This window comes from Pseudomonas sp. PF05, assembly GCF_056521845.1.
Window position 1 is genome coordinate 221,777 of the sequence record NZ_JBWLPW010000009.1, and the last position, 25,273, is coordinate 247,049.

General features: G+C 55.9%; 25 protein-coding genes, 1 tRNA gene and 3 pseudogenes. 17 read left to right on the top strand and 12 right to left on the bottom strand.

The features are described 5' to 3' along the window. Nucleotides 1-99: 99 nt before the first annotated feature. The 9 genes from thrS to AC09SL_RS17225 all read left to right on the top strand — a co-directional run bounded on the left by thrS (nt 100) and on the right by AC09SL_RS17225 (nt 7,565). Nucleotides 100-2,022: a threonine--tRNA ligase gene (gene thrS / locus AC09SL_RS17185; protein ID WP_003203626.1), complete on the top strand. Its 1,923-nt coding sequence runs from the start codon at nt 100-102 to the stop codon at nt 2,020-2,022. After that, nucleotides 2,022-2,573, top strand: a complete 552-nt coding sequence (infC, locus tag AC09SL_RS17190) for a translation initiation factor IF-3 (protein ID WP_169432615.1) — start codon at nt 2,022-2,024, stop codon at nt 2,571-2,573. Before thrS ends, infC begins: the two co-directional genes overlap by 1 nt. Nucleotides 2,574-2,633: 60 nt before the next feature. After that, nucleotides 2,634-2,828, top strand: a complete 195-nt coding sequence (rpmI, locus tag AC09SL_RS17195) for a 50S ribosomal protein L35 (RefSeq protein ID WP_002553160.1) — start codon at nt 2,634-2,636, stop codon at nt 2,826-2,828. A gap of 30 nt (nt 2,829-2,858) precedes the next feature. After that, nucleotides 2,859-3,215 carry a 50S ribosomal protein L20 gene (gene rplT, locus AC09SL_RS17200; RefSeq protein ID WP_002553161.1) on the top strand — a complete coding sequence of 119 codons (357 nt, stop codon included), beginning with the start codon at nt 2,859-2,861 and terminating at the stop codon, nt 3,213-3,215. Nucleotides 3,216-3,324: 109 nt separating this feature from the next. Continuing rightward, the gene (gene pheS, locus AC09SL_RS17205; protein ID WP_058546392.1) at nt 3,325-4,341 is read left to right on the top strand and encodes a phenylalanine--tRNA ligase subunit alpha; all 1,017 of its coding nucleotides are present in this window, start codon (nt 3,325-3,327) and stop codon (nt 4,339-4,341) included. A gap of 36 nt (nt 4,342-4,377) precedes the next feature. After that, the gene (gene pheT / locus AC09SL_RS17210; protein WP_058546393.1) at nt 4,378-6,756 is read left to right on the top strand and encodes a phenylalanine--tRNA ligase subunit beta; all 2,379 of its coding nucleotides are present in this window, start codon (nt 4,378-4,380) and stop codon (nt 6,754-6,756) included. A 3-nt stretch (nt 6,757-6,759) separates the two neighbouring features. Then, nucleotides 6,760-7,062 carry an integration host factor subunit alpha gene (gene ihfA, locus AC09SL_RS17215; protein WP_002553164.1) on the top strand — a complete coding sequence of 101 codons (303 nt, stop codon included), beginning with the start codon at nt 6,760-6,762 and terminating at the stop codon, nt 7,060-7,062. Further along, nucleotides 7,043-7,399 (top strand): MerR family transcriptional regulator, encoded by a 357-nt coding sequence (locus AC09SL_RS17220; protein WP_003179985.1) that lies wholly within the window; start codon nt 7,043-7,045, stop codon nt 7,397-7,399. Before ihfA ends, AC09SL_RS17220 begins: the two co-directional genes overlap by 20 nt. Before the next feature lie 89 nt (nt 7,400-7,488). After that, a tRNA-Pro gene (locus tag AC09SL_RS17225) sits at nt 7,489-7,565 on the top strand. 257 nt (nt 7,566-7,822) lie between these two features. Here the strand turns inward: AC09SL_RS17225 and AC09SL_RS17230 are convergent. Then, complete coding sequence (locus tag AC09SL_RS17230) at nt 7,823-8,380, bottom strand: hypothetical protein (protein ID WP_479571952.1); 558 nt, start codon at nt 8,378-8,380, stop codon at nt 7,823-7,825. Then, a complete protein-coding gene (locus tag AC09SL_RS17235; protein ID WP_196764478.1) occupies nt 8,271-8,726 on the bottom strand; it encodes a hypothetical protein in 456 nt (151 codons plus the stop codon). The genes AC09SL_RS17230 and AC09SL_RS17235 overlap by 110 nt, the downstream gene beginning before the upstream one ends. 350 nt (nt 8,727-9,076) lie before the next feature. Here AC09SL_RS17235 and AC09SL_RS17240 point away from each other — a divergent pair, with 350 nt between their 5' ends. Beyond that, nucleotides 9,077-9,283 (top strand): hypothetical protein, encoded by a 207-nt coding sequence (locus AC09SL_RS17240; protein WP_058546394.1) that lies wholly within the window; start codon nt 9,077-9,079, stop codon nt 9,281-9,283. A gap of 360 nt (nt 9,284-9,643) precedes the next feature. On the opposite strand, the gene AC09SL_RS17245 is transcribed toward AC09SL_RS17240, so the two are convergent. Next, nucleotides 9,644-12,346, bottom strand: a complete 2,703-nt coding sequence (locus AC09SL_RS17245; protein ID WP_058546395.1) for a tetratricopeptide repeat protein — start codon at nt 12,344-12,346, stop codon at nt 9,644-9,646. A gap of 47 nt (nt 12,347-12,393) precedes the next feature. Beyond that, nucleotides 12,394-13,026: a dTMP kinase gene (gene tmk, locus AC09SL_RS17250; protein ID WP_058546396.1), complete on the bottom strand. Its 633-nt coding sequence runs from the start codon at nt 13,024-13,026 to the stop codon at nt 12,394-12,396. A gap of 39 nt (nt 13,027-13,065) precedes the next feature. On the opposite strand from tmk, the gene AC09SL_RS17255 reads away from it, so the two are divergent. Further along, nucleotides 13,066-14,460: a B12-binding domain-containing radical SAM protein gene (locus AC09SL_RS17255; RefSeq protein ID WP_058546397.1), complete on the top strand. Its 1,395-nt coding sequence runs from the start codon at nt 13,066-13,068 to the stop codon at nt 14,458-14,460. A gap of 890 nt (nt 14,461-15,350) precedes the next feature. On the opposite strand, the gene AC09SL_RS17260 is transcribed toward AC09SL_RS17255, so the two are convergent. From AC09SL_RS17260 to AC09SL_RS17280, 5 genes and pseudogenes are all read right to left on the bottom strand, one after another. Continuing rightward, entirely contained in the window at nt 15,351-17,351 is a 2,001-nt protein-coding gene (locus AC09SL_RS17260) for a DUF3732 domain-containing protein (RefSeq protein ID WP_058546398.1), read from the bottom strand. Beyond that, nucleotides 17,348-17,809 carry a three component ABC system middle component gene (locus AC09SL_RS17265; RefSeq protein ID WP_058546399.1) on the bottom strand — a complete coding sequence of 154 codons (462 nt, stop codon included), beginning with the start codon at nt 17,807-17,809 and terminating at the stop codon, nt 17,348-17,350. Before AC09SL_RS17265 ends, AC09SL_RS17260 begins: the two co-directional genes overlap by 4 nt. Next, nucleotides 17,806-19,023: a hypothetical protein gene (locus AC09SL_RS17270; protein WP_058546409.1), complete on the bottom strand. Its 1,218-nt coding sequence runs from the start codon at nt 19,021-19,023 to the stop codon at nt 17,806-17,808. The genes AC09SL_RS17265 and AC09SL_RS17270 overlap by 4 nt, the downstream gene beginning before the upstream one ends. A gap of 776 nt (nt 19,024-19,799) precedes the next feature. After that, a pseudogene (locus AC09SL_RS17275) lies at nt 19,800-20,031 on the bottom strand (integrase); the annotation flags it as partial. 158 nt (nt 20,032-20,189) lie between these two features. Then, the gene (locus tag AC09SL_RS17280) at nt 20,190-20,336 is read right to left on the bottom strand and encodes a phiTE_072 family protein (RefSeq protein ID WP_479571954.1); all 147 of its coding nucleotides are present in this window, start codon (nt 20,334-20,336) and stop codon (nt 20,190-20,192) included. A 114-nt stretch (nt 20,337-20,450) separates the two neighbouring features. Between AC09SL_RS17280 and AC09SL_RS17285 the strand changes: the two genes are divergently transcribed. Beyond that, the gene (locus AC09SL_RS17285) at nt 20,451-20,774 is read left to right on the top strand and encodes a hypothetical protein (RefSeq protein WP_058546402.1); all 324 of its coding nucleotides are present in this window, start codon (nt 20,451-20,453) and stop codon (nt 20,772-20,774) included. Here AC09SL_RS17285 and AC09SL_RS17290 read toward each other — a convergent pair. Continuing rightward, nucleotides 20,771-21,693 (bottom strand): annotated as a pseudogene (locus tag AC09SL_RS17290) (DNA cytosine methyltransferase). The gene AC09SL_RS17285 and the pseudogene AC09SL_RS17290 overlap by 4 nt on opposite strands. An 89-nt stretch (nt 21,694-21,782) precedes the next feature. Here AC09SL_RS17290 and AC09SL_RS17295 point away from each other — a divergent pair. Then, entirely contained in the window at nt 21,783-22,067 is a 285-nt protein-coding gene (locus tag AC09SL_RS17295) for a hypothetical protein (RefSeq protein WP_058546403.1), read from the top strand. A gap of 38 nt (nt 22,068-22,105) precedes the next feature. Here the strand turns inward: AC09SL_RS17295 and AC09SL_RS17300 are convergent. Further along, nucleotides 22,106-22,884, bottom strand: a pseudogene (locus tag AC09SL_RS17300) (DUF2786 domain-containing protein). Between the two features lie 82 nt (nt 22,885-22,966). On the opposite strand from AC09SL_RS17300, the gene AC09SL_RS17305 reads away from it, so the two are divergent. The 4 genes from AC09SL_RS17305 to AC09SL_RS17320 all read left to right on the top strand — a co-directional run bounded on the left by AC09SL_RS17305 (nt 22,967) and on the right by AC09SL_RS17320 (nt 24,717). Next, a complete protein-coding gene (locus AC09SL_RS17305) occupies nt 22,967-23,179 on the top strand; it encodes a hypothetical protein (protein WP_058546404.1) in 213 nt (70 codons plus the stop codon). A 134-nt stretch (nt 23,180-23,313) separates the two neighbouring features. Then, a complete protein-coding gene (locus AC09SL_RS17310; RefSeq protein ID WP_058546405.1) occupies nt 23,314-23,751 on the top strand; it encodes a hypothetical protein in 438 nt (145 codons plus the stop codon). A gap of 144 nt (nt 23,752-23,895) precedes the next feature. After that, on the top strand, nt 23,896-24,126 hold the full coding sequence (locus tag AC09SL_RS17315) for a hypothetical protein (RefSeq protein ID WP_058546406.1): 231 nt from the start codon (nt 23,896-23,898) through the stop codon (nt 24,124-24,126). A gap of 84 nt (nt 24,127-24,210) precedes the next feature. Next, nucleotides 24,211-24,717, top strand: a complete 507-nt coding sequence (locus AC09SL_RS17320) for a hypothetical protein (RefSeq protein ID WP_058546407.1) — start codon at nt 24,211-24,213, stop codon at nt 24,715-24,717. 160 nt (nt 24,718-24,877) lie between these two features. On the opposite strand, the gene AC09SL_RS17325 is transcribed toward AC09SL_RS17320, so the two are convergent. Next, nucleotides 24,878-25,213, bottom strand: coding sequence for a hypothetical protein (locus AC09SL_RS17325; protein ID WP_231139252.1), 336 nt, complete (start codon nt 25,211-25,213; stop codon nt 24,878-24,880). Between the last annotated feature and the right edge of the window lie 60 nt (nt 25,214-25,273).

The following is a 25,273-nucleotide window of genomic DNA, read 5'->3' on the forward strand; positions in this document are numbered from 1 at the left end:
GCAGGCGTTCGTCATTGAATGGCCTGGACTGGATCTTGTACTGGCTCATCCCAACCCACGTGACCTTTGGTAGGGGTCACCACTAGGAGAGGAGGCGCCATGCCAACTATTACTCTTCCCGACGGCAGTCAACGTTCATTCGATCACCCGGTTTCCGTAGCCGAGGTCGCCGCATCCATCGGTGCGGGCCTGGCCAAGGCGACCCTGGCCGGCAAGGTCAACGGCAAGCTGGTCGACGCCAGTGACGTCATCGACAGCGACGCCACGCTGCAAATCATCACGCCCAAGGATGAAGAGGGGCTGGAGATCATTCGCCACTCTTGCGCTCACCTGGTCGGCCATGCGGTCAAGCAGCTGTACCCGAGTGCGAAGATGGTCATCGGGCCAGTCATCGACGAAGGCTTCTATTACGACATCGCCTTCGAGCGTCCTTTCACGCCGGAAGACATGGCCGCTATCGAACAGCGCATGCAGCAGCTGATCGAGAAAGATTACGACGTCATCAAGAAAGTCACCCCGCGCGCCGAAGTCATCGAAGTCTTCAAGGCCCGTGGCGAGGACTACAAGCTGCGTCTGGTGGAAGACATGCCGGACGAGCAGGCCATGGGCCTGTATTACCACGAAGAATACGTCGACATGTGCCGTGGCCCGCACGTGCCGAACACGCGCTTCCTGAAATCCTTCAAGCTGACCAAGTTGTCCGGCGCCTACTGGCGTGGCGATGCGAAGAACGAGCAGTTGCAGCGCGTCTATGGCACTGCCTGGGCGGACAAGAAGCAACTGGCGGCCTACATCCAGCGCATTGAAGAAGCCGAGAAGCGCGATCACCGCAAGATCGGCAAGCGCCTGGGCCTGTTCCATACCCAGGAAGAGTCCCCGGGCATGGTGTTCTGGCACCCGAACGGCTGGACCCTGTACCAGGTGCTCGAGCAGTACATGCGCCAGGTCCAGCGTGAGAACGGCTATCTGGAAATCAAGACGCCGCAAGTGGTGGACCGCAGCCTCTGGGAGAAATCCGGGCACTGGGCCAACTACGCCGACAACATGTTCACTACCCAGTCGGAAAACCGCGACTACGCCATCAAGCCGATGAACTGCCCTTGCCACGTGCAGGTGTTCAACCAGGGCTTGAAAAGCTACCGCGAGCTGCCGATGCGCCTGGCCGAGTTCGGTGCCTGCCACCGTAACGAGCCGTCGGGGGCGCTGCACGGCATCATGCGCGTACGTGCATTTACCCAGGACGATGCGCACATCTTCTGCACCGAAGAGCAGATGCAGGCCGAATCCGCCGCCTTCATCAAGCTGACCATGGACGTCTATCGGGACTTCGGCTTCACCGAAGTCGAGATGAAGCTGTCCACTCGTCCGGAAAAACGCGTTGGCTCCGACGAGTTGTGGGATCGCGCCGAAGCGGCCCTGGCCGCCGCCCTCGATAGCGCGGGCCTTGCGTACGACTTGCAGCCGGGTGAGGGGGCCTTTTACGGTCCGAAGATCGAATTCTCGCTGAAAGATTGCCTCGGTCGTGTGTGGCAGTGTGGTACCTTGCAGCTCGATTTCAACCTGCCGATCCGTCTGGGCGCTGAATATGTGTCCGAAGACAACAGCCGCAAGCACCCGGTCATGCTTCACCGCGCGATCCTCGGTTCGTTCGAGCGTTTCGTCGGGATTCTGATCGAACACTACGAGGGCGCGTTCCCTGCGTGGCTGGCGCCGACCCAGGCAGTGATCATGAATATCACTGATAAACAGGCAGATTTTGCCGCCGAAGTCGAAAAAACTCTCAATCAAAGCGGATTTCGTGCCAAGTCCGACTTGAGAAATGAAAAGATCGGCTTTAAAATCCGCGAGCATACTTTGCTCAAGGTTCCCTTTCTCTTGGTTATTGGAGATCGGGAGGTCGAGATGCAGACTGTCGCTGTGCGTACTCGTGAAGGTGCTGACCTGGGCTCGATGCCCGTCGCCGAATTCGCTGAGTTTCTCGCGCAAGCGGTTTCCCGGCGTGGTCGCCCAGATTTGGAGTAATTATTATTAAGCGTGAAATGAGACAAGATAAACGAGCTGCACCGAAAGCCCCGATCAACGAGAATATCTCGGCACGCGAGGTTCGGTTAATTGGCGCTGACGGCGAGCAGATTGGCATCGTCTCGATTGATGAAGCGCTTCGTATTGCTGAAGAAGCCAAGCTTGATCTGGTAGAAATTTCCGCAGACGCAGTCCCACCGGTTTGCCGGGTGATGGACTACGGCAAGTCGATCTTCGAGAAGAAGAAGCAGATTGCCGCGGCGAAGAAAAACCAGAAGCAGATTCAGGTAAAAGAAATCAAGTTTCGTCCAGGGACGGAGGAAGGGGATTACCAGGTAAAACTGCGCAACCTGGTACGTTTCCTGAGTGACGGGGACAGGGCCAAGGTATCCTTGCGATTCCGCGGCCGTGAGATGGCCCACCAGGAGCTGGGGATGGAACTCCTCAAGCGGGTTGAACAAGACCTGCTCGAGTACGGTTCGGTCGAACAGCATCCTAAGATGGAAGGACGCCAGCTGATCATGGTCATCGCCCCGAAAAAAAAGAAGTAATCACCAGGGCACGGCAGGCCTTGCGATTATGTTTATCAACTGAATGCGGAGTATCCGAACATGCCAAAGATGAAGACCAAAAGTGGTGCTGCTAAGCGGTTTCTGAAAACTGCTAACGGTATCAAGCACAAGCACGCTTTCAAGAGCCACATCCTGACCAAAATGTCGACCAAGCGTAAGCGTCAACTGCGCGGTAGCAGCTTGCTGCATCCGTCTGACGTGGCAAAAGTCGAGCGCATGCTGCGCCTTCGTTAATTTTTGGATCAAGAATAGAGGAAGTAACTCATGGCTCGTGTAAAGCGTGGCGTCATTGCCCGTAAGCGTCACAAGAAAATTCTGAAACTTGCTAAAGGCTACTACGGCGCGCGTTCCCGCGTATTCCGTGTTGCCAAGCAAGCGGTAATCAAGGCAGGCCAATACGCCTACCGTGACCGTCGTCAGAAAAAACGTCAGTTCCGCGCTCTGTGGATCGCTCGTATCAATGCTGGTGCTCGTGTTAACGGTCTGTCCTACAGCCGTTTCATCGCTGGCCTGAAAAAAGCGTCCATCGAGATCGACCGTAAGGTTCTGGCTGATCTGGCAGTGAACGAAAAAGCGGCGTTTGCTGCGATTGTCGAGAAAGCTAAAGCCACCTTGGCTTAAGTACCCCCGGCAGTCACCTGGGGCCACCTCTGTGGACCCAGGTGTCAAACGTCATAAATAGGGGAAGAGCCTTAAAGCTCTTCCCCTATTTCGTATCTGGAGTCTGTACATGGAAAACCTGGACGCGCTGGTCGCTCAAGCACTAGAGGCTGTGCAAAGCGCTGAAGATATCAATGCCCTGGAGCAAATCCGGGTTCACTACCTTGGCAAGAAGGGCGAGTTGACTCAGGTGATGAAGACCCTGGGGAACCTGCCAGCCGAAGAGCGTCCGCAGGTCGGTGCGCTGATCAACGTTGCCAAGGAGCGTGTCACAGAGGTCCTCAATGCGCGCAAGGCGTTGTTCGAGGAGGCGGATCTGGCTGCCAAGCTCGCCGCCGAGTCCATCGACGTGACCCTGCCTGGCCGTGGCCAGACTTCCGGTGGCCTGCATCCGGTGACCCGCACCCTGGAACGCATCGAGCAGTTCTTCACCCACATCGGCTACGGCATTGCCGAAGGTCCTGAGGTCGAAGACGACTACCACAACTTCGAAGCGCTCAACATCCCAGGCCATCACCCGGCCCGGTCGATGCACGACACCTTCTATTTCAACGCGAACATGCTGTTGCGCACCCATACCTCGCCGGTACAGGTCCGCACCATGGAATCGCAACAGCCGCCGATCCGCATCGTCTGCCCAGGCCGTGTGTACCGCAGCGACTCCGATATTACCCACTCGCCGATGTTCCACCAGGTCGAAGGCCTGCTGGTTGATCGCGACATCAATTTCGCCGACCTGAAAGGAACGATCGAAGAGTTCCTGCGGGTGTTCTTCGAAAAAGAACTGGCCGTGCGTTTCCGCCCTTCGTACTTCCCGTTCACCGAGCCATCGGCTGAAGTCGACATGGAGTGCGTGATGTGCAGCGGTAAAGGCTGCCGCGTCTGCAAGCAGACTGGCTGGCTGGAAGTCATGGGCTGCGGCATGGTTCACCCGAACGTGCTGCGTATGTCCGGGATCGATCCGGAAGAGTTCTCCGGCTTTGCTTTCGGCATGGGCGCCGAACGCCTGGCCATGCTGCGTTACGGTGTGAATGACTTGCGCCTGTTCTTCGACAACGACTTGCGGTTCCTTGCGCAATTTCGCTAAGCCGCAGACCCGTAACGAATCTAATAGGAGAGCAGGATGAAATTCAGTGAACAATGGCTGCGCGGCTGGGTAAGCCCGCAGGTAAGTCGGGACGAGCTGGTTGCTCGCCTGTCGATGGCCGGCCTTGAGGTCGATAGCGTCACGCCGGCCGCCGGTGATTTCAGCGGTGTGGTGGTGGGCGAGGTGCTGGGCACCGAGCAACACCCGGACGCTGACAAGCTGCGAGTTTGCCAGGTCAGCAATGGCGCGGAAACCTTCCAGGTGGTCTGCGGCGCGCCCAACGTGCGCCCGGGCCTGAAGATCCCGTTCGCCATGATCGGTGCAGAGCTGCCGGGCGACTTCAAGATCAAGAAAGCCAAGCTGCGCGGCGTCGAGTCCAACGGCATGTTGTGCTCCCAGGCCGAGCTGCAGATTGGCGAGGGCAACGATGGCCTGATGGAACTGCCGGCAGATGCGCCGGTTGGCCAGGACATCCGTGAATACCTGGGCCTGGACGATGCGAGCATCGAGGTCGACCTGACCCCGAACCGTGGCGATTGTCTGTCCCTGGCCGGCCTGGCCCGTGAAGTCGGCGCGTTGTACGCCGCTCCAGTGACGCGTCCGGTGGTCGCGAGCGTGCCGGCCGTGCACGACGAAGTGCGTTCGATTGAAGTCCTGGCGCCAGCCGCGTGCCCGCGTTACCTGGGCCGTGTGATCCGTAACGTCGATCTGTCCAAGCCGACGCCGCTGTGGATGGTCGAGCGCCTGCGTCGCGCCGACGTGCGCAGCATCGACGCCGCTGTCGACATCACTAACTATGTGATGCTGGAGCTGGGGCAGCCGCTGCACGCGTTCGATCTCGCCGAAATCAACGGCGGCATCCGCGTACGCATGGCCGAAGAGGGTGAGAAGCTGGTGTTGCTCGACGGTCAGGAAGTGGCCCTGCGCAGCGACACCCTGGTGATTGCCGACCATTCTCGTGCCCTGGCAATTGCTGGCGTCATGGGCGGCGAGCACAGCGGCGTCTCCACGACGACCCGTGATGTGTTCCTGGAAAGCGCGTTCTTCGACCAGATCGCCGTCGCTGGCAAGGCCCGCTCCTATGGCCTGCACACCGATGCCTCGCACCGTTACGAGCGTGGCGTGGACTGGCAACTGGCCCGTGAAGCCATGGAGCGCGCCACAGGCCTGCTGCTGGACATCACAGGCGGTGAAGCCGGCCCGATCATCGAGACGGTCAGCGAACAACATTTGCCCAAGATTGCTCCGGTCACCTTGCGTGCCCAGCGCATCACCCAGATGCTGGGCATGGAAATGGACCCGGCCGAAGTCGAACGCCTGCTCAGCGCCTTGGGCCTGAACATCAGCGCCGACGGGGCAGGGCAGTGGCGTGTCGACGTGCCAAGTCATCGCTTCGATATCAGCCTGGAAGTCGACCTGATCGAAGAACTGGCCCGCCTGTACGGCTACAACCGCCTGCCGGTTCGCTACCCGCAAGCACGCCTGGCCCCACAGGCCAAGGCGGAAGCCCGCAGCGACCTGCCGGAACTGCGCCGCCTGCTGGTGGCCCGTGGGTATCAGGAAGCGATCACCTACAGCTTCATCGATCCACGCCAGTTCGAGCTGTTCAACCCGGGTATCGAGCCGCTGTTGTTGGCCAATCCGATTTCCAACGACATGGCGGCCATGCGCTCGTCCCTGTGGCCGGGCCTGGTCAAGTCGCTCCAGCACAACCTGAACCGCCAGCAGGATCGCGTGCGGCTGTTCGAAAGCGGCCTGCGTTTTGTTGGTCAGTTGGATGGCTTGAAGCAGGAGCCGATGCTGGCCGGTGTCGTATGCGGCAGCCGCTTGCCGGAAGGCTGGGCGCAAGGTCGCGATGTGGTCGACTTCTTCGACGTCAAGGCTGACGTGGAAGCGGTGCTGGGCTTCGCCGGTGCGCTCGACGCGTTCACGTTCGTACCAGCCAGGCACCCGGCGCTGCACCCGGGGCAGACCGCACGCATCGAGCGGGACGGGCGCGAAGTCGGTTATGTCGGTGCCATTCACCCGGAACTGTCGAAAACCCTGGGCCTTGATCGTCCGGTCTTCGTTTTCGAACTGGTCCTGGCCGAAGTGGCGCAGGGGAAAATGCCGAAATTCCAGGAGTTATCACGCTTTCCTGAAGTGCGTCGTGACCTTGCGTTGCTGGCTGACCTTGACGTTGCTTCCAGCGCTGTACTGGACGTAATCCGTGAAAATGCAGGCGAATGGCTCACGGACCTCAGGCTATTTGACGTGTATCAGGGTAAAGGCATTGATCCGCATAGAAAAAGCCTTGCAGTCGGCTTGACCTGGCAGCATCCATCGCGCACTCTTAATGACGATGAGGTGAATACCGCAACGCAGAATATCCTCACCTCGCTCGAAAACAGGTTGAACGCCACGTTAAGGAAGTGACGTATGGGGGCTCTGACGAAAGCTGAGATGGCGGAACGTCTGTATGAGGAGCTGGGCCTGAATAAACGGGAGGCCAAAGAATTGGTCGAACTGTTTTTCGAAGAAATCAGGCACGCTCTGGAAGACAACGAACAGGTCAAGTTGTCCGGTTTCGGCAATTTTGACCTGCGGGACAAACGCCAGCGGCCTGGCCGCAATCCGAAAACGGGAGAAGAAATCCCGATCACGGCTCGCCGTGTGGTCACCTTTCGTCCAGGGCAGAAGTTGAAGGCCCGAGTTGAGGCTTATGCTGGAACCAAGTCATAACGACGAACTCCCCGTCATCCCGGGCAAACGCTACTTCACCATTGGTGAAGTCAGCGAGCTGTGTGCGGTAAAACCACACGTGCTGCGCTATTGGGAGCAGGAGTTTCCTCAACTCAACCCGGTCAAGCGCCGCGGAAACCGTCGGTATTATCAGCGCCAAGACGTGCTGATGATCCGGCAGATCCGCGCGCTGCTCTATGACCAGGGGTTCACCATCGGTGGCGCGCGTCTGCGCCTCTCCGGTGATGAGGCCAAAGACGATACAACCCAGTACAAACAGATGATCCGCCAGATGATCGCCGAGCTCGAAGATGTACTGGTGGTGCTCAAGAAATAAATTTCTGCATTTAAATCTTCCAGTTTTCAAAAGCTTGCGATATATTCCTGAGCGTTCCGCTGAGAAGCGAAACAAGATTCACGCCTAGTCGGGGCGTAGCGCAGTCCGGTAGCGCACTAGCATGGGGTGCTAGGGGTCGAGTGTTCGAATCACTCCGTCCCGACCATATAATTCAAGGGGTTGCGAGATTTTATCTCGCGACCCTTTTTTATGTTTGGTCGTTTTTTACCCCTACAAAACCAGCGGCTCTGGGTGGAATCCTCACAGCTTCCGCGTGGGCGGACGCAGGCTCTGGCGCTCACGCGTGGTCTCTTTACCAATGTTGATTGGTCTTTCTCTTCAGGTCCTGACGTTTTTGAGTGTTTAAGACTATTTTCCTGCGTATTGAGAACTACATACAGGTCAACCATCAGCTTGTTTATCTCAGGTCGCTCGGGTCATCCTACGCACCCGATAGTTAGGCTTGGGCGGCGCTGGGATCGTATAGCCGTCGGGGGCTAGACTGCGTAGGTCATAGCCCATCATGAACAATCCAGCTTGAAAGGCGTGGCAGCGGTCTACCAGCTGAGGCTGCTTGGCGAATAGTTCGGACCCTTCTAGTACCGCGCGGATGATCCAACCTAGTTGGAGCTGGCGCCGTGCCCAAAGGTGGCGACTGGTGGTGGAGAGTTGCGGTGTACCGTTGTAGCCAAGCTTTAAGTGTTTTGGGTTTCGAATCTGGTCGCCGATCCCTGGCCCCCAGGCGAAGTCCAGTGCCTGCGCCGCAGTGGTGCCGGTGCCTTGGCGGTACAGGCGGTAGAGCAGCGCGATGGCGGCACCGACCCGGCCGTCATAGATGGGAGAGCCAGTGGTGTCGAGCAGGGCATGGATCTTAGTCATGCCCGAGTCGAATCTTAGGATGTTCTGCTTGGTGAGGTGGTTGAGCTGCTGCTTGCGGTCCAGCGCGAAAAGCGCCTGGCACTGCTTTAGGTAATTCACCAAGTTCTTGTCCTGCATGCTCCTTGAGGAATCCGACGGCGCCATCGACATTTCCCCACGCTAGGATCGCTTCGCAGGCCCCATGCGTGGCGAACTCATCGCGGGCGCGAACCGCAAGGCGCAAGCGAATGCGCAGCCTGTGCAGCTCCGCCTTGACCGTCTCCCAGTTCCCGCCCCACTGGTATTCCGCCTGAACCGCTTCGATACCTTGAACCTTGCAGTCGATCGCTTTGCGCACGAACCTGCTGCGCGCGACCTTCAGATGCACTGGCAGAGTGGGGAGGTTTTCGATTAGCCACTCGATAAGGCCGAGCACGTCCGGTTGCTCGAGAAATTGCTTGCGATTCATTCCATGGTTCCTAGTCGCGTCGTGATGAGGATGAAGCTCTAAGGTAGCGCACGACGGGGTATGAGTGCCTGTTTTTCGATCCGCGGTGGATCTTTCACTATTGACTACACTCGACGAGCGGGCATTCGCTTTGGCTAATCCTAAAGGTCACTAGACTTGGCATTTTGGGCGACAGAGCATCTGAATGGACTTTTGATGAGGTCGGAATCAAATTCAAGGCAACGAGGTGTCTACGAAACCCGGGACGATTCAGGTGGGCGCGGATGGGTTACAACAGACTATCAAAGCCCGGTGTCCTCGAAGCCGCAAATGTGGCTACACTGGGCCATCACGATCTAGGAGCCATATCCATGAAAACATGTACCGTCTTTGGAGATATGCAGTCCGATCGTGCCGCCGAACAATACCCGACCGTGACTCTGTGTAATGATTGCGTCGAACAGGATTCCCTGGCCAGGGAGGATAGTCAAATTGTCAGCCAGGGAGCCTACGACGAATCCTTCGGCGACAGCTGTGAGTGGTGCGGAACCACAGCCGAGGAAGAGGCAGCAGTGTAAGGAGCCTCGGACCTAGGCCTCTATCACACAGCCCTGCTTAAACAAGCCATCAGAGAGGGCGGCTTTTCTGTCTACGCTGGCTCAGTTTCCGTTGTCCTCATTCGCCTCGGACGGGGTAAAGCCGATTACTGCTTGGCCCAGCCGTTCATTGATCTGCAGCAGCCTCGCCTGCTTTGGCTCAAGCTGATTTATAGTCAATGCCTGAGTCGCGCACGTTATGCCTCTCTGCGTTCTGCGGCATCACGCCCATCAACTCCGGCGGTATGCTCAGCATGGTCGCTCGTTTTACCATCCAGTTCGGGGTACCTATTCCCTGAACTGAGTTCAACCCCGGTTACTCAAAGCTTGGGCACGCTTAGGTCAGAACGCGGAAAACTGATCGAGAAGGCCCGCGTTGGTTGTGTATCGATGGCCCTCGGCGATATCTCCGGCTGGATCCTGTTTTAGCTTGATCTTCACCTTGACGCGCTGCAGGAGGAAGCTGCTGCGGTATTTTTTGTTCACTCCGATCGCCCCCGCAATGGACTCATTAATGAGAGCAAGAGCTTCCTCGAACTTACCCAGTTCGAGTTTCACCTGTGACAGATTATGAGCCAACCAGATCCGGCCGCTCTTGTCTTTGATCATCTCGAGGATAGTCTCTGCCTCTGCGTGTCGACCAAGTTTATAAAGCGTCTCGCCCCATTTGCGCTTCTGATAGGGGGCTGGCGCTTTCAGCGTCTCAAAAGCGTCTAGAGCACGGTTCAGGTAAATGGGTTTGTCGTCGACGCCTGCTGCGAGCAGCATGATCTCCGCATAGGAACCGCGGCTCTGGTCATCGTCCAGCATCAACGGTGTTGGTTCGGGCAGGCGCGCCAGTACGCTTTCGACCCGCTCCGGTGCGTGCCAGACCATCGCACGGACGAAGCTCGCGACAGAGTGATAGCCTTGCGGTATACCGATGGCGGCACTGTATAGCGCTTCCGACAGAAACAGTTCCTCATACTGTTCGATGAGGTCGCCCGCCCAGGATTGACGCGCACCATTGAGCGCATCACCTAATGCCATCAGGAGTGAAGGAGACACGCTGCCGGTGTCCAGCTTCTCAGCGATGATCTCTGACGCATATCGCTTAGCCGTCTCGTAGCTTTGATCCCTGAAACCGGCAAACCTTACCAGTTGAAGTTTGGCGTCATTCAGTGAGTGGCTGGCTACCACCTCCTCGAACAAGCGTTCGGCTTCAGCATGTTTCCCCAAGCCGCGTAGAGTCTTTGCATGGTGGTGCTTGATTTCAGCGGCTTGACGGGCACCAAGATCTGCCATGGCTGCAAGCTCGCCATAGGCTTGCACGACCGTTCCTAACCATTTGACGGCAGCCGCGTTCCCAGCCGTTTGCCGCAGATAGCGTTCCGTTGCTTCGATCGACTCGAGTACCACCAGAATGGCCACGTCGTTGTTGGCCGCGCCCAACGACTTGAGCCGCTGTGCTTCTTCCAGTGGGTTGGGCAGCAAATGGATCTTAATGGCGCTACCCATCCAGACCATCGACAAGGCGTATAGGAAGGCCGGACGTCGATCACCATTCTCGACGTTGCTGGCGATCTTGCCCTTCAACTGCGATGCGATCAGTTGTAGGCCGTGTCCGTCCTCGCGGATCTGCTGGAGAATGAACGCCTCGAGCTTAGCGTCAATTTGTCGCGCCTTCTCGTCGGTTAGCCAATTCAACGAGTTCAGGGCCGTAAAGACGATATCGTGGATGCGGATCGACGCTTCGCTCTCGGGCGCGGTCAGTCCATGATGTTCGAATGCTCTCAAACGCAACGTTCCGACAACGTACTTGAAGAACGCGCGATCGCAGTGACTCTGGCCTGCCCACTGGAACAGGCACAGTTCCTCCCCTAGTGTCGGTTTCAGCCGTCCGAGAATACGGTCAGCGAGTCGTGCGCCGTCAATTGGAAGATTAGCGACATTAGCGCAGTCCTCGGCGAGTTCTTTCCACGACACGCCCCCGTGCGCAGCGGCATTAAGCATTACCAAGCTCAGAGGATGACCGCCGACTGCGCGCCAGATCGTCTGGAACTCCTCCATAGACGGCTGGGTTTCAAGCCCCTTACCAAGCAATTCGCGAGCCTGTAATTCATTCATAGTAGGCATAGCGAACGCTCCAGGTGACGGGTTTTGCCGTGTGATAAGAATCCGAGAGTTCGGTCCACATAATGCGGCTAACTGTTCGACCACGAGGCTCGGTTTTGCATCGTCTACGACTAGAAATGTGCGGTTCCTGAGCAGGAGGGCGCTGACGTTACGCTCGGCACCGCCGCGCTGGACCGGAACCGACGAGAGCCGTTCGACACTGTCGATATCGCGACCGCTGACCCAGAACCTGTACTCGAAACGGCGTTCGCTACGCAGTAGACAGGCGGCTGCGGCTTGTGACTTGCCAATGCCGCCAATACCGCCGATCTCGACACAGGGCGCTGTTTCTAGGAGCCGGTCCAGTTTTGCGTCAATCGCCTCATTCCTAACATAAAGCGCGTTCAGCGGCGGAGCTTTCAATGACGCGGGGTGGTCATCGCGGATCTCGGCCAGAACGGGTAGATGCTGGGCTAGGTCGTCGATCGCGTCGTCACGTAGCATAAGCGTGTCAATGATGGCCTCGGCGATAGCGCGGCCGTCCATCAGGTGGAGACGTCGCCCGACCATGCGATCCTGCTGGAGGGCGGTATTTACCATCGCTTCGATTACTCCAGTCTCTGCGCGCTGCGAACTCAGCAGATAGATGTCTTCGGCCAATGGTGCCAGCGCGAGAGTGTGGTCGAGATCGCTCCAAGGCTTTTTCATCGCGCCCGAAAAATAACCCTTCACGATCGACGCCTCGACGACGATCCTGCCATCTTCGGAAACGGCATCCAGCGCTCCCCCGACGGGGCTGCCACCTACTGAAGAACCGCGCTGCACCAACCTGATATCGTTCATTTGCTCAATCAGGATGACCCCAAAACGCTCGAAAATAGAGCCAGGTGCTAAGATGCCAAGCGAGTCAATCACGCGCTGGATGAGCAGATTGCGGGTTTGCGGATTCATGAAGTGTTCCGGGTGCTAGTAGATCTGAGGCGACGCGCCACGACCGATTAGTGCTTTGCCGGAGAATCAGGCAGCAGAGGTTCGACCAATTGCCAGATATCGCGCGCAACCGCACTTGGCGACTGGTCCGCGTCGATGAGATGACAGCGTCTCGGGTTTTCAAGTGCCACCGCTAGTAGCGCGTCATGGATGGCCGCGAAATCCCGCGTTGCTTCCGCCGGGTCGGCAACGCCGTCGTGACGCTGGCCCCGCCGATTCCTTGCGACCTCGATCGGAAGGTCGAGGATGATCGTCAGAGCCGGGAGTGTGGATCCCACGACGATGTCGCGGGTCGATCGGAACAACTGATGCAGGTCGACATCGGATACCGCAACCTGAAACGCGTAAGTCGAATCGATGAAGCGATCGGAGACGACCCACTGGCCATTCGCTAATGCTGGCCGGATAATACTCTGTACGTGATCAAATCGAGCAGCGCTCACTAGCAAGAGCTGCTCTACAGGATCGAGTCGGCGGTCGGGCCGTGTCAGGATCGCCCGCACTTCCGCACCCAGTTGTCCACCATCAGGTTCTTTTGTCTGTAACACCGATTGACCGGCGATTCTCAGATGCTCAACAAGTAGCTTAACCTGCTCGGTCTTCCCGCTACCGTCGATGCCCTCGATACTTATAAATGGCATATGCGTCCTTTCTGCTCAAACACAAGGAAGTGGTACTTAATGAAGCGTTCGAATACGGTTGCATTCGTATCTGCTGGTATGTTGTCGCCGAAGAAGCGCGATCATATGCTTGCGCGTCGGCAGCTATATCTCAACTACGGTGCATTATCGCTGGCAACGATCCTGGATGCCATGGGGACCGAGACCCTGCTGTTGCATGGCGAGCACAGCGAACCCGCCGAGGTGCTTGGCGTGCTGCTCGACAAAGGCGTATTTCCGTCTCGGTTGCCAATAATGCTATCCATGCCCAGCTTCTATGCCCTTCCGTGGGCGCAGACTTTTTGCCGGCTAGTGCGTAGCGTTGATCCAGACGCCAGAATCATTGTTGGGGGACGTTGGGTAGTTGGGCCGGATCCTGACTGGTTGCATGCGAAACTGCCCGAGGCGAACCTGCTCGTCCCAGGGCTTGCAGAACCGCTTATAGCAAGCCTCCTCACGAGCTCGCCTGACTTGCGCCGCCTGCCTGCGCCAACACCAGATTTCGTCCTGAAGCATCCCTTGATATCAGGTTTCGAGCGCTATCAACCGAGTATCGAGGCATCGCGCGGGTGCGGCATGGGCTGCGCCTTCTGCGAGGAGCGAGATATCCGGCTTGAGAAGCTACGTGCGCCGGAGCAGATTGCCAGTGCATTTGCAGCGGTCGCTAGCCAGTATGGCGACAGCGAGATCCGACCCTATTTCCAGTCATCGATGTTCGCGCCTAATGAGAAATGGGGGACAGGCCTAGCGAATGCCTTTCGGGCAGCTGGTCTCAATGTCCAGTGGCGGACGGAAAGCCGCGTCGATGCGCTCACGCCTGAAACGATCGCCTGTCTCGCTGAAGCAGGTATGAAGGTGCTCGATCTCGGGCTCGAAACAGCGTCGCCGACGCAAATCCTGAACATGCGCAAATCGCCCAATCCGGATCGCTACTTGGAGCGGGCGTCTACTTTGCTCAAGGCATGTAGCGATCACGGCATCGCCGCCAAGGTCAATGTCTTGCTTTATGCTGGGGAAACGACCAAGACTTTAGACGAAACGCGTTCGTTTCTCGATGAGCACAAGGGTTCGATTACCGGAGTCTCGGTTGGCCCGGTCGTGGCCTATGGACCACCGAAAACTGCGGACATTCTTTTACGTGAATGGTCGAGGAGCGGTGCCGCACCGGTCGATCCAAGTAGCGCGAACGACAGCGGGATATCAATGATTCATCTCAGCCATGATTTCGACGCAAAGTCGGCTGAGGCCGCAAGCTTGGAGCTGTCTAGGCGCTACATGGATGCAGACGCATATTTCTACCTGAAGAGCTTCTCTTATTACCCGCGCGACTACACGCGTGCGGACTTTGATCGTGATGTTGCGGCAAGCGATACATCGCAGTTGCCGTTTCGCGCCTTTCCACGTCTCCCGTCCTGACTGGAAGAAAATATCGATGGGTAGGCATCTGTATCGCTGAGCGTGAGCAAACTGACCCTGCCTCGATTCCACGTACGGCAACAAGTTGGAAGCTTCAGATGTATAGGGAGTCGAGATGAGAGAGCAAAGCGCCCAAGCGGGAGTTCGCGGACGGGTTTAGTGCGGAGGCGGCAGGCTGGCCAAATCAGTAGCGTGCGCGTTTAGATGTTTCGTTCGCCGGATTCGATGGTATTAGCAGTCTTCGTAAACCATGGTTTTACAGGGCTAGCTGCTACCGCGGACGCGGCTTAGGCCGCAACTAGCCTGAAGCAGTAAGGAGATCTATAAAGGGAACGATCAGCATTGTACTGATCGCCATCGAAAGCACATTTCCAATATTTGAAACAAATATTTCGGTAATAGCCAGTGATTGTGCAGAGTAATGGCGGGGGCGATCAGCGTATCCAGCAGGGCACTTGACGGTAGCGCTGCCGCTGTTGGTCAATACGGCGGCGGGCACCGTGAACACCAAAGGTAAGTAGGTCGGGTATCTATCTGGACCCGACCCACTACGCGAATATCAAAAAACTGGTTTTAGCCGGTTAACACATCTGAGGAGCAAAGTATGGAAAAGCTCGGTGGCCGGCACGTCGACGTGTGGGCTACCTCATTTTTTTGTCCTATCCGGTCGTAAGCACGCCTGTGGCAAGTCGTTGAATGTTCGTTATTACATCAGGCGCCGCGTTTGGGCTTTGACGTCAAGTTGTCAGCTCTGCTAACAGGCCGAGTATCGATGAGCGGGATGAGAGGAATTTCGTCCCCTCCGGTCTCAGGCGTAATGATTGATGCACCAACCACTGTCGCCTGATCAGGAAAGGGGGGAGTAAATCTCCCCTTCAGGATGAAGATTCCTAGTCGGCGATGAAGCCTCGCGTTCTCCATGTAGCCCGGACATAGTCCGGAAACTTGTAACCGTCGCCTAGGGTCAGTCTATCTGCATGATCCGAGACGATGATTTGCGGAGTTACGCCTGTCTTCTTGCCGGTTTCATCACAGAACTTGGCCAACTGAGTGAACATGTTGGTCACAGCACTCATGTCTGCGTCGACTGCGTCTTCACGCTTGGCCTGTTTTGAAAGCTCTTGAGCATCGAAATCCTCTGCGTCATCCAGTGAGGCAGGGAAGTACACCTGGGTGGGCTGATCAAGGAACAGAATCGGTGGGATCTTGCACCCTTTGTTCGACAGCGCCGCGAACTGGTAGTGCAGGGACATGAACAAGGCGAGGTGAGAGTACAACCAGTTCGCACCGCTGCCCATCGAGCGTAGGTAAACCCGAGTGTTCTGATTCTGCTGATACCAAAGATCGAACGTTTCAACGTCAAAGCGCAGCTTCGAAGGTTTGTACGTTTCCTCGAAATCGAAGTGGTTGCCAAGCTCACACATCTTGGCGTCGATCTCATTGCTTAACGTTTTTAACCTGTCCTTGATGTCGTATTTCTCAAGTAGACCGGCCAGGCGATCAACCTCAGTGCGCAGATTTTTTTCTTCAGTCGCCAGCTCCGACTCAGGTTTGTCCAACTGATCTTGAATGGCGATTTCAAGCCGAAGCTTGGCCTTGGTTGCCTGCTCATCGATCGATTTGGATGTCTTGAGCTTGGCAATTTCTTCATCAAGTGGCTGGATGTCGGTCTGGATACGACGCAGCTCTGCGTTAGCCTTATCGAGCGCGTCCTGAATGTTTCGGCGCTCTGCAGCGAAACTCTCCCGGGCATAGGCGGACAGCTTGAGCTCGTCATTCAACCACTCGATAGCACCTACGAGCTTGTTGGCTTCCATAGCGGGGGTGCTGGTGTGGGCCTCGCAAAGCGGGCAATGAGCTTCGGACAGCTCAATGGAATCGGGCAGTGTCTCAGCGGTCATGCTCAAGCTGAATTGTGTTGCAGAAGTCAGAGACTCAGTGACCAGTCTCATCTGTCCCTGCAGCTTGCGCTTTTCGATGAGCGCAGCAATTCGTTGAGAGTGAAGTTCAGCCCGACGCATTTCAACCTGATCTGAGAGCACGTCGATTTTGACGGAACGCCCGGAAATCATCTTCAGCATCGTCGCGGGTTTGCTGTAGATGTCCTCAGCCGTTGCATCGACTAGAGGAAGACCTGCCAAGGACTTGAACTCGGTTAGGTAACGGTTGTAACGAGCGATCGCAGCCTCTTTGCGCTGAGCTTGCTTGGGAATTTGCGCCTGAATTTTTTTGAGCTCGTGCTTGGCAACCTCATGATCCCGGTACAGATCGAAATAAGCTTCGTCCACAAGTCCCATCAGAATCTTGAAGTGATTGATCGCCTGGTCACGTTTTTCCTTCTCATCGAAGCGGTAGAAAATCGCGTGCTTGTTGGCCACTAGGTTTTGATGCTGGAGCATGAAGGAGGAGAAACTGCGTACCGATGGAGTGGCAGATTTGTTGCGACCGGCCGCTTTCAGGTACGGGTCTTCGTCGATGTTTTCCAGCGTGATCGCAAAATAGCGCCCGAGGCTTTTCTTGAAGTCTGCCAGTGGCATGTAGTGCTTGGGATCGAAGAAGGCCTTGGATTGCTCGATTAGTTGAAGCAATCGATCTGGGTCGGAGCCTTGCACCTCAAGCAAAAAGCAGCGGTCGGATTTTTTCTTGCGTGCGGCCACAATGAAGTAGCTGGGAAATTGCAATGCGATGAAAAAGGTCTCGGCGCGCTCAGTGATCGTGCCCACCGGAATTGTGTCTTCGGTGCTGCCGAGGCAATAGTCGAATATTTCCAGGATCGCACTTTTGCCAGTGGATGACTTCCCAGTTATGACGTTGAGCCCAGGCTCCAGTCGCACCTTGTGAATTTTGTCTTGAGTGTCGACTACGCCGATGTACCGCAGAAAGCATTTCATAGAGACTTGAATCCTAACGTCCTGTAGATGGAAACGACGTCTGCCTCTGCGCAGACCATGGAAAGCCGGCGGGCGGCTTCAAGTTGTTTGGGGTTGGTATTGGACGCCCTGACGTCCCCGATCGACTTAACAGTTAGGTCGTCGGTGATCTCGATGCTTTGCTCTGCTTGAAGGACAAGCAGAGCGGCGTTTGTGAGGGATTTGAACTGCTGGGTGTTGTGGGTGAGCCCCACCAGCCGCGACTGCTCTTTGCAGAGCGTGCGCAGGTTGCTGGTCTTCCTCACGGTCAGCAGGTACGTCTGCATGGCCGGGTACAGCACCATGGGCAGCACCAGATAGCTCAATAGCAGGTCACGTTCCCTAGGTTCGGAATGGGCGAAGAAGTTGTGGATCACCGGTGCCAGTGCGATGGGGGAGCGCTGAAGCGTGAAGAGGTGTTCAATGGGTTTTGCACTCATTTCCATAGCCTCCAGTGAAACTCCTTCGCTGAGCTTGCGGGCACTGCATCTGCGAGCATGTGGTAGATGCCATTGCGGAATTCAACGGGCGTGTCTTCGTAGCTTCGGAAGCCCACGACATCCAATTCACAGCGCGCGTAGTAGAACTTGAGGGATTCCTGCTTCAGTTTCGAATCCGACCAGGTTTCGTCGCAACCGATCATCAGTTTTGCCCTGCTGGCACTATGGGTGCGCATATGGCTTTTGCTGTAGCTTTCCACGTCGCTCTGTGACGTGGTGCAGTCCTTGATCAGCTCGGCAATGTATTCGTGGGCATGAAGCAGATCGGCAGTTGCCTCAAGAATAAGCTCCTCCTCGCCGCCGATCTCATCTAGCTTTTGGGCGTAAATGCGGTCACGCACATTCATCTCAGCAGCTTCCCGCTCTATCTCCTCAGTGTTGACACGGGGAAATTTCACCGAGCCAATCAGGTAGCGGGCGGTGAGCTCTGTGAATTTGCTGTCGAATTCCGCGGTGGTGAACCGCCATCCTTCTGTGACCTTGACGGCGCTGGTCATGAAGCCAAAGAGGTCATTCAAGAAGTCGTCCATGCGATGCTCATGGATACTTTTAAGATGGGCCCTCTTGTACCTGGCGATCAAGCCAAGCAGGTCAGGTTGCTCGGTGATGATCTTGATCTTGGGCAGGGCTTCCATCAGCGATTCACGCATGGCTTTTGCCATCACCTTACGCTGTAGGGTCAGCGCCTTAGAAGGCCCAGGAGTTTTTCCTCCTGTACCACCTTCCTCGCTTTGGTCGGCAGTCGCCTCTTTTTCCTGCTTGGCCTTTTCGAATCGAGCCTCGGCATCCTGGAGGATACTTTCCAGCGCAGCCAGACGCTGATTAGCATTCCACTGATGCCAATCTTTGATAGCTGCTCGCTCACCATAGGCTTGAGTCGTCAGCAGGATCAGGTTGGCGTATTGCTGATGATTGAAATCAGGCTTTAGCCAATTATTGAGAGTGTTCCAGAGGTTTTCATGGCTGTCGGTCAGGCTGTCGCTGTACTCCTTAACCTCAACCTGATCACGGCCTTCGACGGTGACATCGCCAAACACCTCGATCCAAAGGACATCGTCCTTATCAAGGGTATGGCAGTAGTCGATCGCTACGTGGATTTGGTACTTCAGGGCTTCGTAGAGCTTTGATGCGTCAAAATCGAGCTTCGCGTTCACAGCAACTCCAATCTTGGAAAACAAGATTGGCCAGTGAGTAGCTAACTTCGCCATCCTGGCCAGGAAAATCCACGATACTGTATTTATATACAGGTTGAATGTGTTCAGAGCGCAATCTTATCAACCCAGACTGGCTAAACGCCATCTGATTGAGTCATGCCGTTATTTTTTAGTCGAAAAGGTTAGAAAGACTTCTCGATCAATATGCCTCTGCGACTGTCAAATAACTTTTCCGCCTCCATAGCAGACAGGTCAAGGGATGCAGAGCGGAACACGTCTTTTTAGATCCGTGTGCTCGCCACGCAGGATCTTGCGCTACGCCGTTGAGCGGTAACTAGCGAGCCAGATTGTCATAATCAGATTGGTGTGGTTTCAGCGCGTCGGGCTCAGCCAATTGAAAGGGGGCTTCAATCGTTCGCCGGGTAATTGGTGAGTTCGAATCAGTGCCAGTCCTGCAGGGCGGGGGCACGTCGAGAACCCGGATCTTGAGGAGGCTCGGGTTGGCCTTGTCGCTGCTTTTTTGATTTCAACCAGTGGGCACGGCCAAGGAGAGCGATGCCGGCTTAGTGGCGAGCTTTGGTGGCGGCGATGTTGGAAACACCAACGTCGTGAACCAATTTAACCATGGGCGTTTGCCATAATTTGTCGAACAGTTCCGCGACGGTGAAGCTCACAAATATTTACATGCATTCTGTCACCTTTGCTCATTGCGAATTTAAGGTCACAACAAGGGCAGTCGCGGATGTTAAATTCCGGGAAACTCTGGGTGCAACAGCCTATGAAGGTGTTCGCGTCTCTGGCGCCGCGTACGCTGGAAAAGACAACATCGACTCGTTTTGGCGTGTGCTCGTAGGCCGAGGACAGCACCGCACTGAGTTGATCGCCCAGCAGGTTCCAGGCGCGTTTCTTCTCTTCGGCATAGTCGTGATGCAGATAATGGCGCCTCACCCGAGAGCCGGCCAACACATGGTTTTGGCGACGATCGATGACGTCCAAGCTGCCCCCTAGCTGTGGCGTAGGCCTGTGCCTTGGCGGTTTTCTTGTGCTCGTTGGGACTGATCTGCTCTCAATGAGCACTCTGGCCTGGTTACGCGCCTTACGGATGTCCGTCAGGGAATTGCGCGGCCAGGTTCCGCAGGCGTACTCTTTGTTCTGCTTCCGCCCCATTAGGCGTGCCAGCTTTTTTCCCAGCAACTGACGGTGATCTTGCCCTTGCGTGGCGTCAGCTCTTCGAGAAACACCGTAATCGGGTCCAGGCCTTGTGCGCCAGTGATGACCAGTTTCGTGACCGTGGACCGCTCAATCGTCAGCAGATCGGCCTATTTGTTTTCTGTGGGCATGTCTATGTCCTTGCCGGGGCAAGCCCGGGCGGTGGGGTGTTGAGGGATCAGCTACAGTTCAGCGATCAGCCAATGGAGGTGACGTGAATGTCTGACTGGAGCGAAGTGGTTGCTGGGGCAATAGGCGGAGGTCTGGTGATTGCAGTGCAGATGGGTAAGCACAAGTGGGATAACGTCAGGGATTCGAGCAGGATTTATAGCTGGTTGGACAGTGAGTTCGAGAGAACCGATAAGTATGAAAAACGGTCAACACGGGCTATCGCCAAGGCTGTAAATCTGACACCTGAAAGAGTGGCGACGCTTTGCCACAACCATCCGCGTATAAAACATGTGCTTGGCACAGATGAAGAGCTCTGGAGTTTGGATGGATCCGACCATGAAAAACCGAAGAACTCGTTTTTTGCCGGTTAGGCAGCTTTCATCAATGCGTCAATGATCCGATGTCCTGCGCGCGGTGGTACCGCGTTGCCGGTCATGTGCATGGTCAGCCGATGATTGTCCGGGCGCTTAGTGTTTGGTCCGAAGGACTGGGCCGCCAGGGCTTCGTCAGCCGAAAGCATGCGCATTTCATCGCCTCGCACCAGGGCCCAGCGGTCCAGGGTTGTGATGGTGCCGATTGGGCGGTCCAAGCTGCGACCGGACAGGCCAGAACCTAATCCGTAATACGGCATGATGACGCGATCGCCGAAGCGCTCCCGGCCGTTCTTCACGCGAAGCAGTGTCGACCCGGCGCGACCGGGCTTTTCGATCTTGCTCCACTTGCCTGCGTCGAAGTCGAGGATGTCGCGTGCGGGCACGTGCTGGTACCGAGGCAACTGGAGATGCAATGGCGCCTTACTACGAGAGCACACCATGAAGAGCCGCACACGGTGCTGGAGAACACCAAGGTCGGCGCAGTCAACGATGTGAGGTGCCAGCACATAATCCAAGCGCTGCATTGCATCCGCCCAGACGCGGTACAGAACCCAATCCATGAACTCCGGTACGTTCTCGATCACCGCGAACTCCGGCCTGTTGACCCGGCGTTCTGCACCGGTGCCGAGGCTGTCGAGCGCGAGTTGTCGTACTGAGGGTTGCCGGCAGCCTTACCGCGAGCCTTGATGTGCCCTTGTCAGCAGGGTGAGGCGAGCGTCACATCGTGCTTCGGCACGTCTGCCCAGTTAGCTTGGTGCAGATCCTGACAGGCGTGAATGATGTCCGGATGGTTCGCGCTGTGCCATTCAACGGCCGATGGCCAGTGGCTGGCAGCCCAAAGCACGTTCAGGCCAGCGGCCTTCCCGCCGGTTGTCCATCCGCCAAACCCGGCGAACAAATCGATTGCTGATTGCATAGAGGATCCTCTCCGACCATCAAGGCCGGTAGAAAGGGGGGCTGGAATGAGGTAGCGTCAGCCCCTTTGCCATAAACCGGAGGTTGAGCATGGAAAGAAATGACTTTGAAGACTTTGTTCAGGAGGTCTTGGATGGCGGACACCTGGACGGATCTGTCGAGGGCATTGCGCAGCAAGTAGTCGCGCAAGGGCTCAGTTCCCTATCTAAGAAACAGGAGTACGTTTTCCAGCAGGATTTTATGGGCGAATTTCACATCGACGGTTGTGGCGTTTGCAGTAATCCGATTCCGTGGTCCGAGATGTATGAGGCGTATCACAACGGTGGTAACTGCTCATATTGTGATCACGGACTTGCAAAGCTAGAAAACGAATAGGCCTGCCGAGGCGTTCAGCCAGATAGGTGAAAGTGGGCTCAGGTGGTTGCGGAGAGAGCGAGGGTGTCTTCGCCGCCGCGAGCGATGCCGGCGTGCAGCTCTACCTTGCTGCCGGCGAGCATCCCGGCAATTTGGGCGTTCATATCCTGCTTGACGCCATTATTTTTCCGGGATTCTTTGATGTCTTGGGTGGCGAGGTACTCGCATAATCAATGCCTTGTCCTGCGCCTGAATCGCGACGAGATCTTGGCCGGTGGCTGACTGGTCGAGCGGATCATCGTCGACTTGAGGCACAAGCGCTTTCAGCTTCGACTGGAGCTCCTATACCCACGCCATCGCGAAGTGATCGCCGGCGGGTTCGGGCGAGTAGTCGCTGCGGCGAACTCCAGATCTGACTGCGGAGCAGTACTCCTTGCGCGCCTGGGTGAGCTTTGTGTGCAGGGACTCATACGCATACAGGGCGATGTTCTGAGCGGGAGAAACGCCGACGAATGTCGCGCACTCGATGACTTGGCCTTTTTCAGAGCTCCACTTCCTGCGACGCAGAGTCGTGCAGTTGAATGCATCCGCTACGGCGATGCTCAACTGCTGATCCCATGCCGGGCGCCGCTTGGCGCGGCAGAGGTCCGACTCGACTTCGCCGACGTCGCTCAACTTCACATCCATTTCGGTCAGGCGGTAGTCGCGCATCAGCGCCTGCGCCTGCCGAAGCGCTGTTGCGGCTTCGTTCTCGTTGGCACTTTGGGCCAACGCCAGACAGTGCTTGATCTTGCGGATCGCGCTCGAGTTTCTTTTCGTCGATCTGTTGTGCGGACATAGGGGATCCTCGCCGGCTGGCGTGATGTGGATTTGTGGACTATTGATTGAATTCCCGACATGACGCCGGAAAGGAGAAATGTATGACTCACCGCGCCCGACCGCTGTTTACGGTCAAGCAATATGAGAGCAGACACCCATGGATCTGCATTGAGTACGCAACCGCCGATGCAGATATGCCGAACGACCTATTCGGCTTCGATTTGAAGGCGGGTACATCCTTTGATCGAGCCTTGGAAATCGCTCAATATTTGAACGACAACCTTGCAGAGTTTTCCTTCACAAAGCTCACATAGCGAGCCATACGTTCAAATGAGTTTTGACTCAGGCGCCGCCGCCCCTGACCGGATGCGCAGCGTGGTGGAAAATTAGTGGTGTATAAGTTAAAAAGTCATTTTTTCGTCCGACAACGAACTTTCGGAGCCGTGCTATGGACTTCACGCGAGACCCAGAGGATTTCATCAGTTACATCGCCACAGTAAAACGAGACTGGACTCGTGCATCTTCCGAGTTCTTAGGTCTTGTGGACCACTGGCTGGATCTATCTTTGAATCATTTTGCGGGCATGACAGCCATATCTGTAAAGGAGCGCAGTATTGAAGGAGAGGTACTGAGCAAACAGTTTTCTATTGAACTCAGCCCGATCTCTGTTGATAAAGCTGGTTTCGCTGAGGTGGTCCTGTTTTTGCGTAGAATTGGAGGATCAAAGTCAGAACTGGGTCGATTTAATGTTCGCCGTGATGGATCCATTTTTAGCAGCGGCGGAGCGCTTCTACTTGACTCGGATATAAATGGTTACAGCTACAGAGTATTTTCTACTGTTCTGCAGGCGGTAATCGAGGCGCCTGTGCCTATTGATGTTAAGTAATCACCAACCTTTCTCAATCGGCATAAGAATTTCTTCACGCTGGTAAGCGAGTTTCAATTTCCGCGACACGTTTTCGGGTATCACGTATTCGTGTCGCGGCGGGGTGGGTAGGAGAAGGGCGCTGCCCGGATCGAGGAGCCTGAAGTGGACGGACAACCTTGCAACAAATTGATCGCGGAGCAAAGCGGTTTGACCGAAGCAGAGGTCGGAACGTACTTGGCAGCCCTAGAGATGCAGGCAGATGGAAGCTGGATGGTTTACTTCGGTGTTGAAGTTGCTCAATTGCCAGGTGTCGACAAGAAAATTGATGCATCTCGTAGACTGTTGATTCCAAGCTGGCTCGCCAAGCACTGGGTAGATCGAGATATTGGCTAGGGCGCGCCGCCCTCCGTGACCGGTGGTGGCAATTTGGTTTTGGTTGGGGTATGAGTAGTCTCGCCAACGATATGAGACCGAAAAATGTATCAAGCGCAATATTGGGTGGAGCTTCAAGCCCTCAGGGCTCACGTCTGCTATCTAAGCCTTTATCAGCTGAGATCAGAGTCTTACGAGCGCTGGATCGGGATCATATTGGCTATTGCCTCCTCAAGCAGCATCGCCGGCTGGGTGATTTGGCAGCAATATGCATTTGTATGGGCATGTTTCATCGCTATTAGCCAAGTCATTTCGGTGGTTTATAAATTTCTGCCATTTAAGGAGCGCATAAAGCCGCTGCGCTCTGCAGGAGCTGAGCTTGGGCTTCTTTTTGATGAGGCAGAGCGCTGCTGGTTTGAGGTGGCCGAGGGCGAGTTAACCGAAAAGCAGATAAACGAAAAACGTTTCGAGATCCGCAAAAGGAAGTCCGCAATCATGCAATCGGCATTCAATGGAATGGCTATCCCTGAGGTTAAGTCGTTGATGGCGAAGGCGGAGGAACACATGAGAAGGTACTTCAAAAGCCACTATCCGGAGCTGAATAATGACTGATAAAAAACCTACACGGCCAGTTCGTCCAGACACCCACGATGGCCGTGCCCATGTAAATAACGACAAAAACCTACCTCCAATTAGCAGCACATTGCCTATGCCAAAGGTGAAGCCACCTAAGAAAGATTAGGCAATATCTGCTGTACGCACGAGCCACTGCTCATTCAGCATCAAACATGGAAATTGTCGATTCTCGCTCTTTGTAACCTTTGAACCTTTGAAGCTTCCGCGCCACAGACGGCAAAACCGTGATTTCGTGTCGCGGAGGTTGAAAGAAAGGTGTAGAGCCTTTAGGCCTAAGGGCATGTAGGTGATGCAGCGCCAAAGTCATTGCCTCGCCCTGTTCATCGATCCGATGCCACTTAATTAAGTCGGCAAGCACCTGCCGCGTGTCTGCCATGGCATGCCCGCACAATCCGGGTGATGTCAGCCACGTCGATAATGCCTGGGTGGCTGGGCTGAAGATCCAGAGCCGTTTCCAACGTTCCTGCTTCATCCACCAGCTTCTGTCATGGACGAAACGGCCCTAGTGCTCATCCGACAATACCTCTGGCTA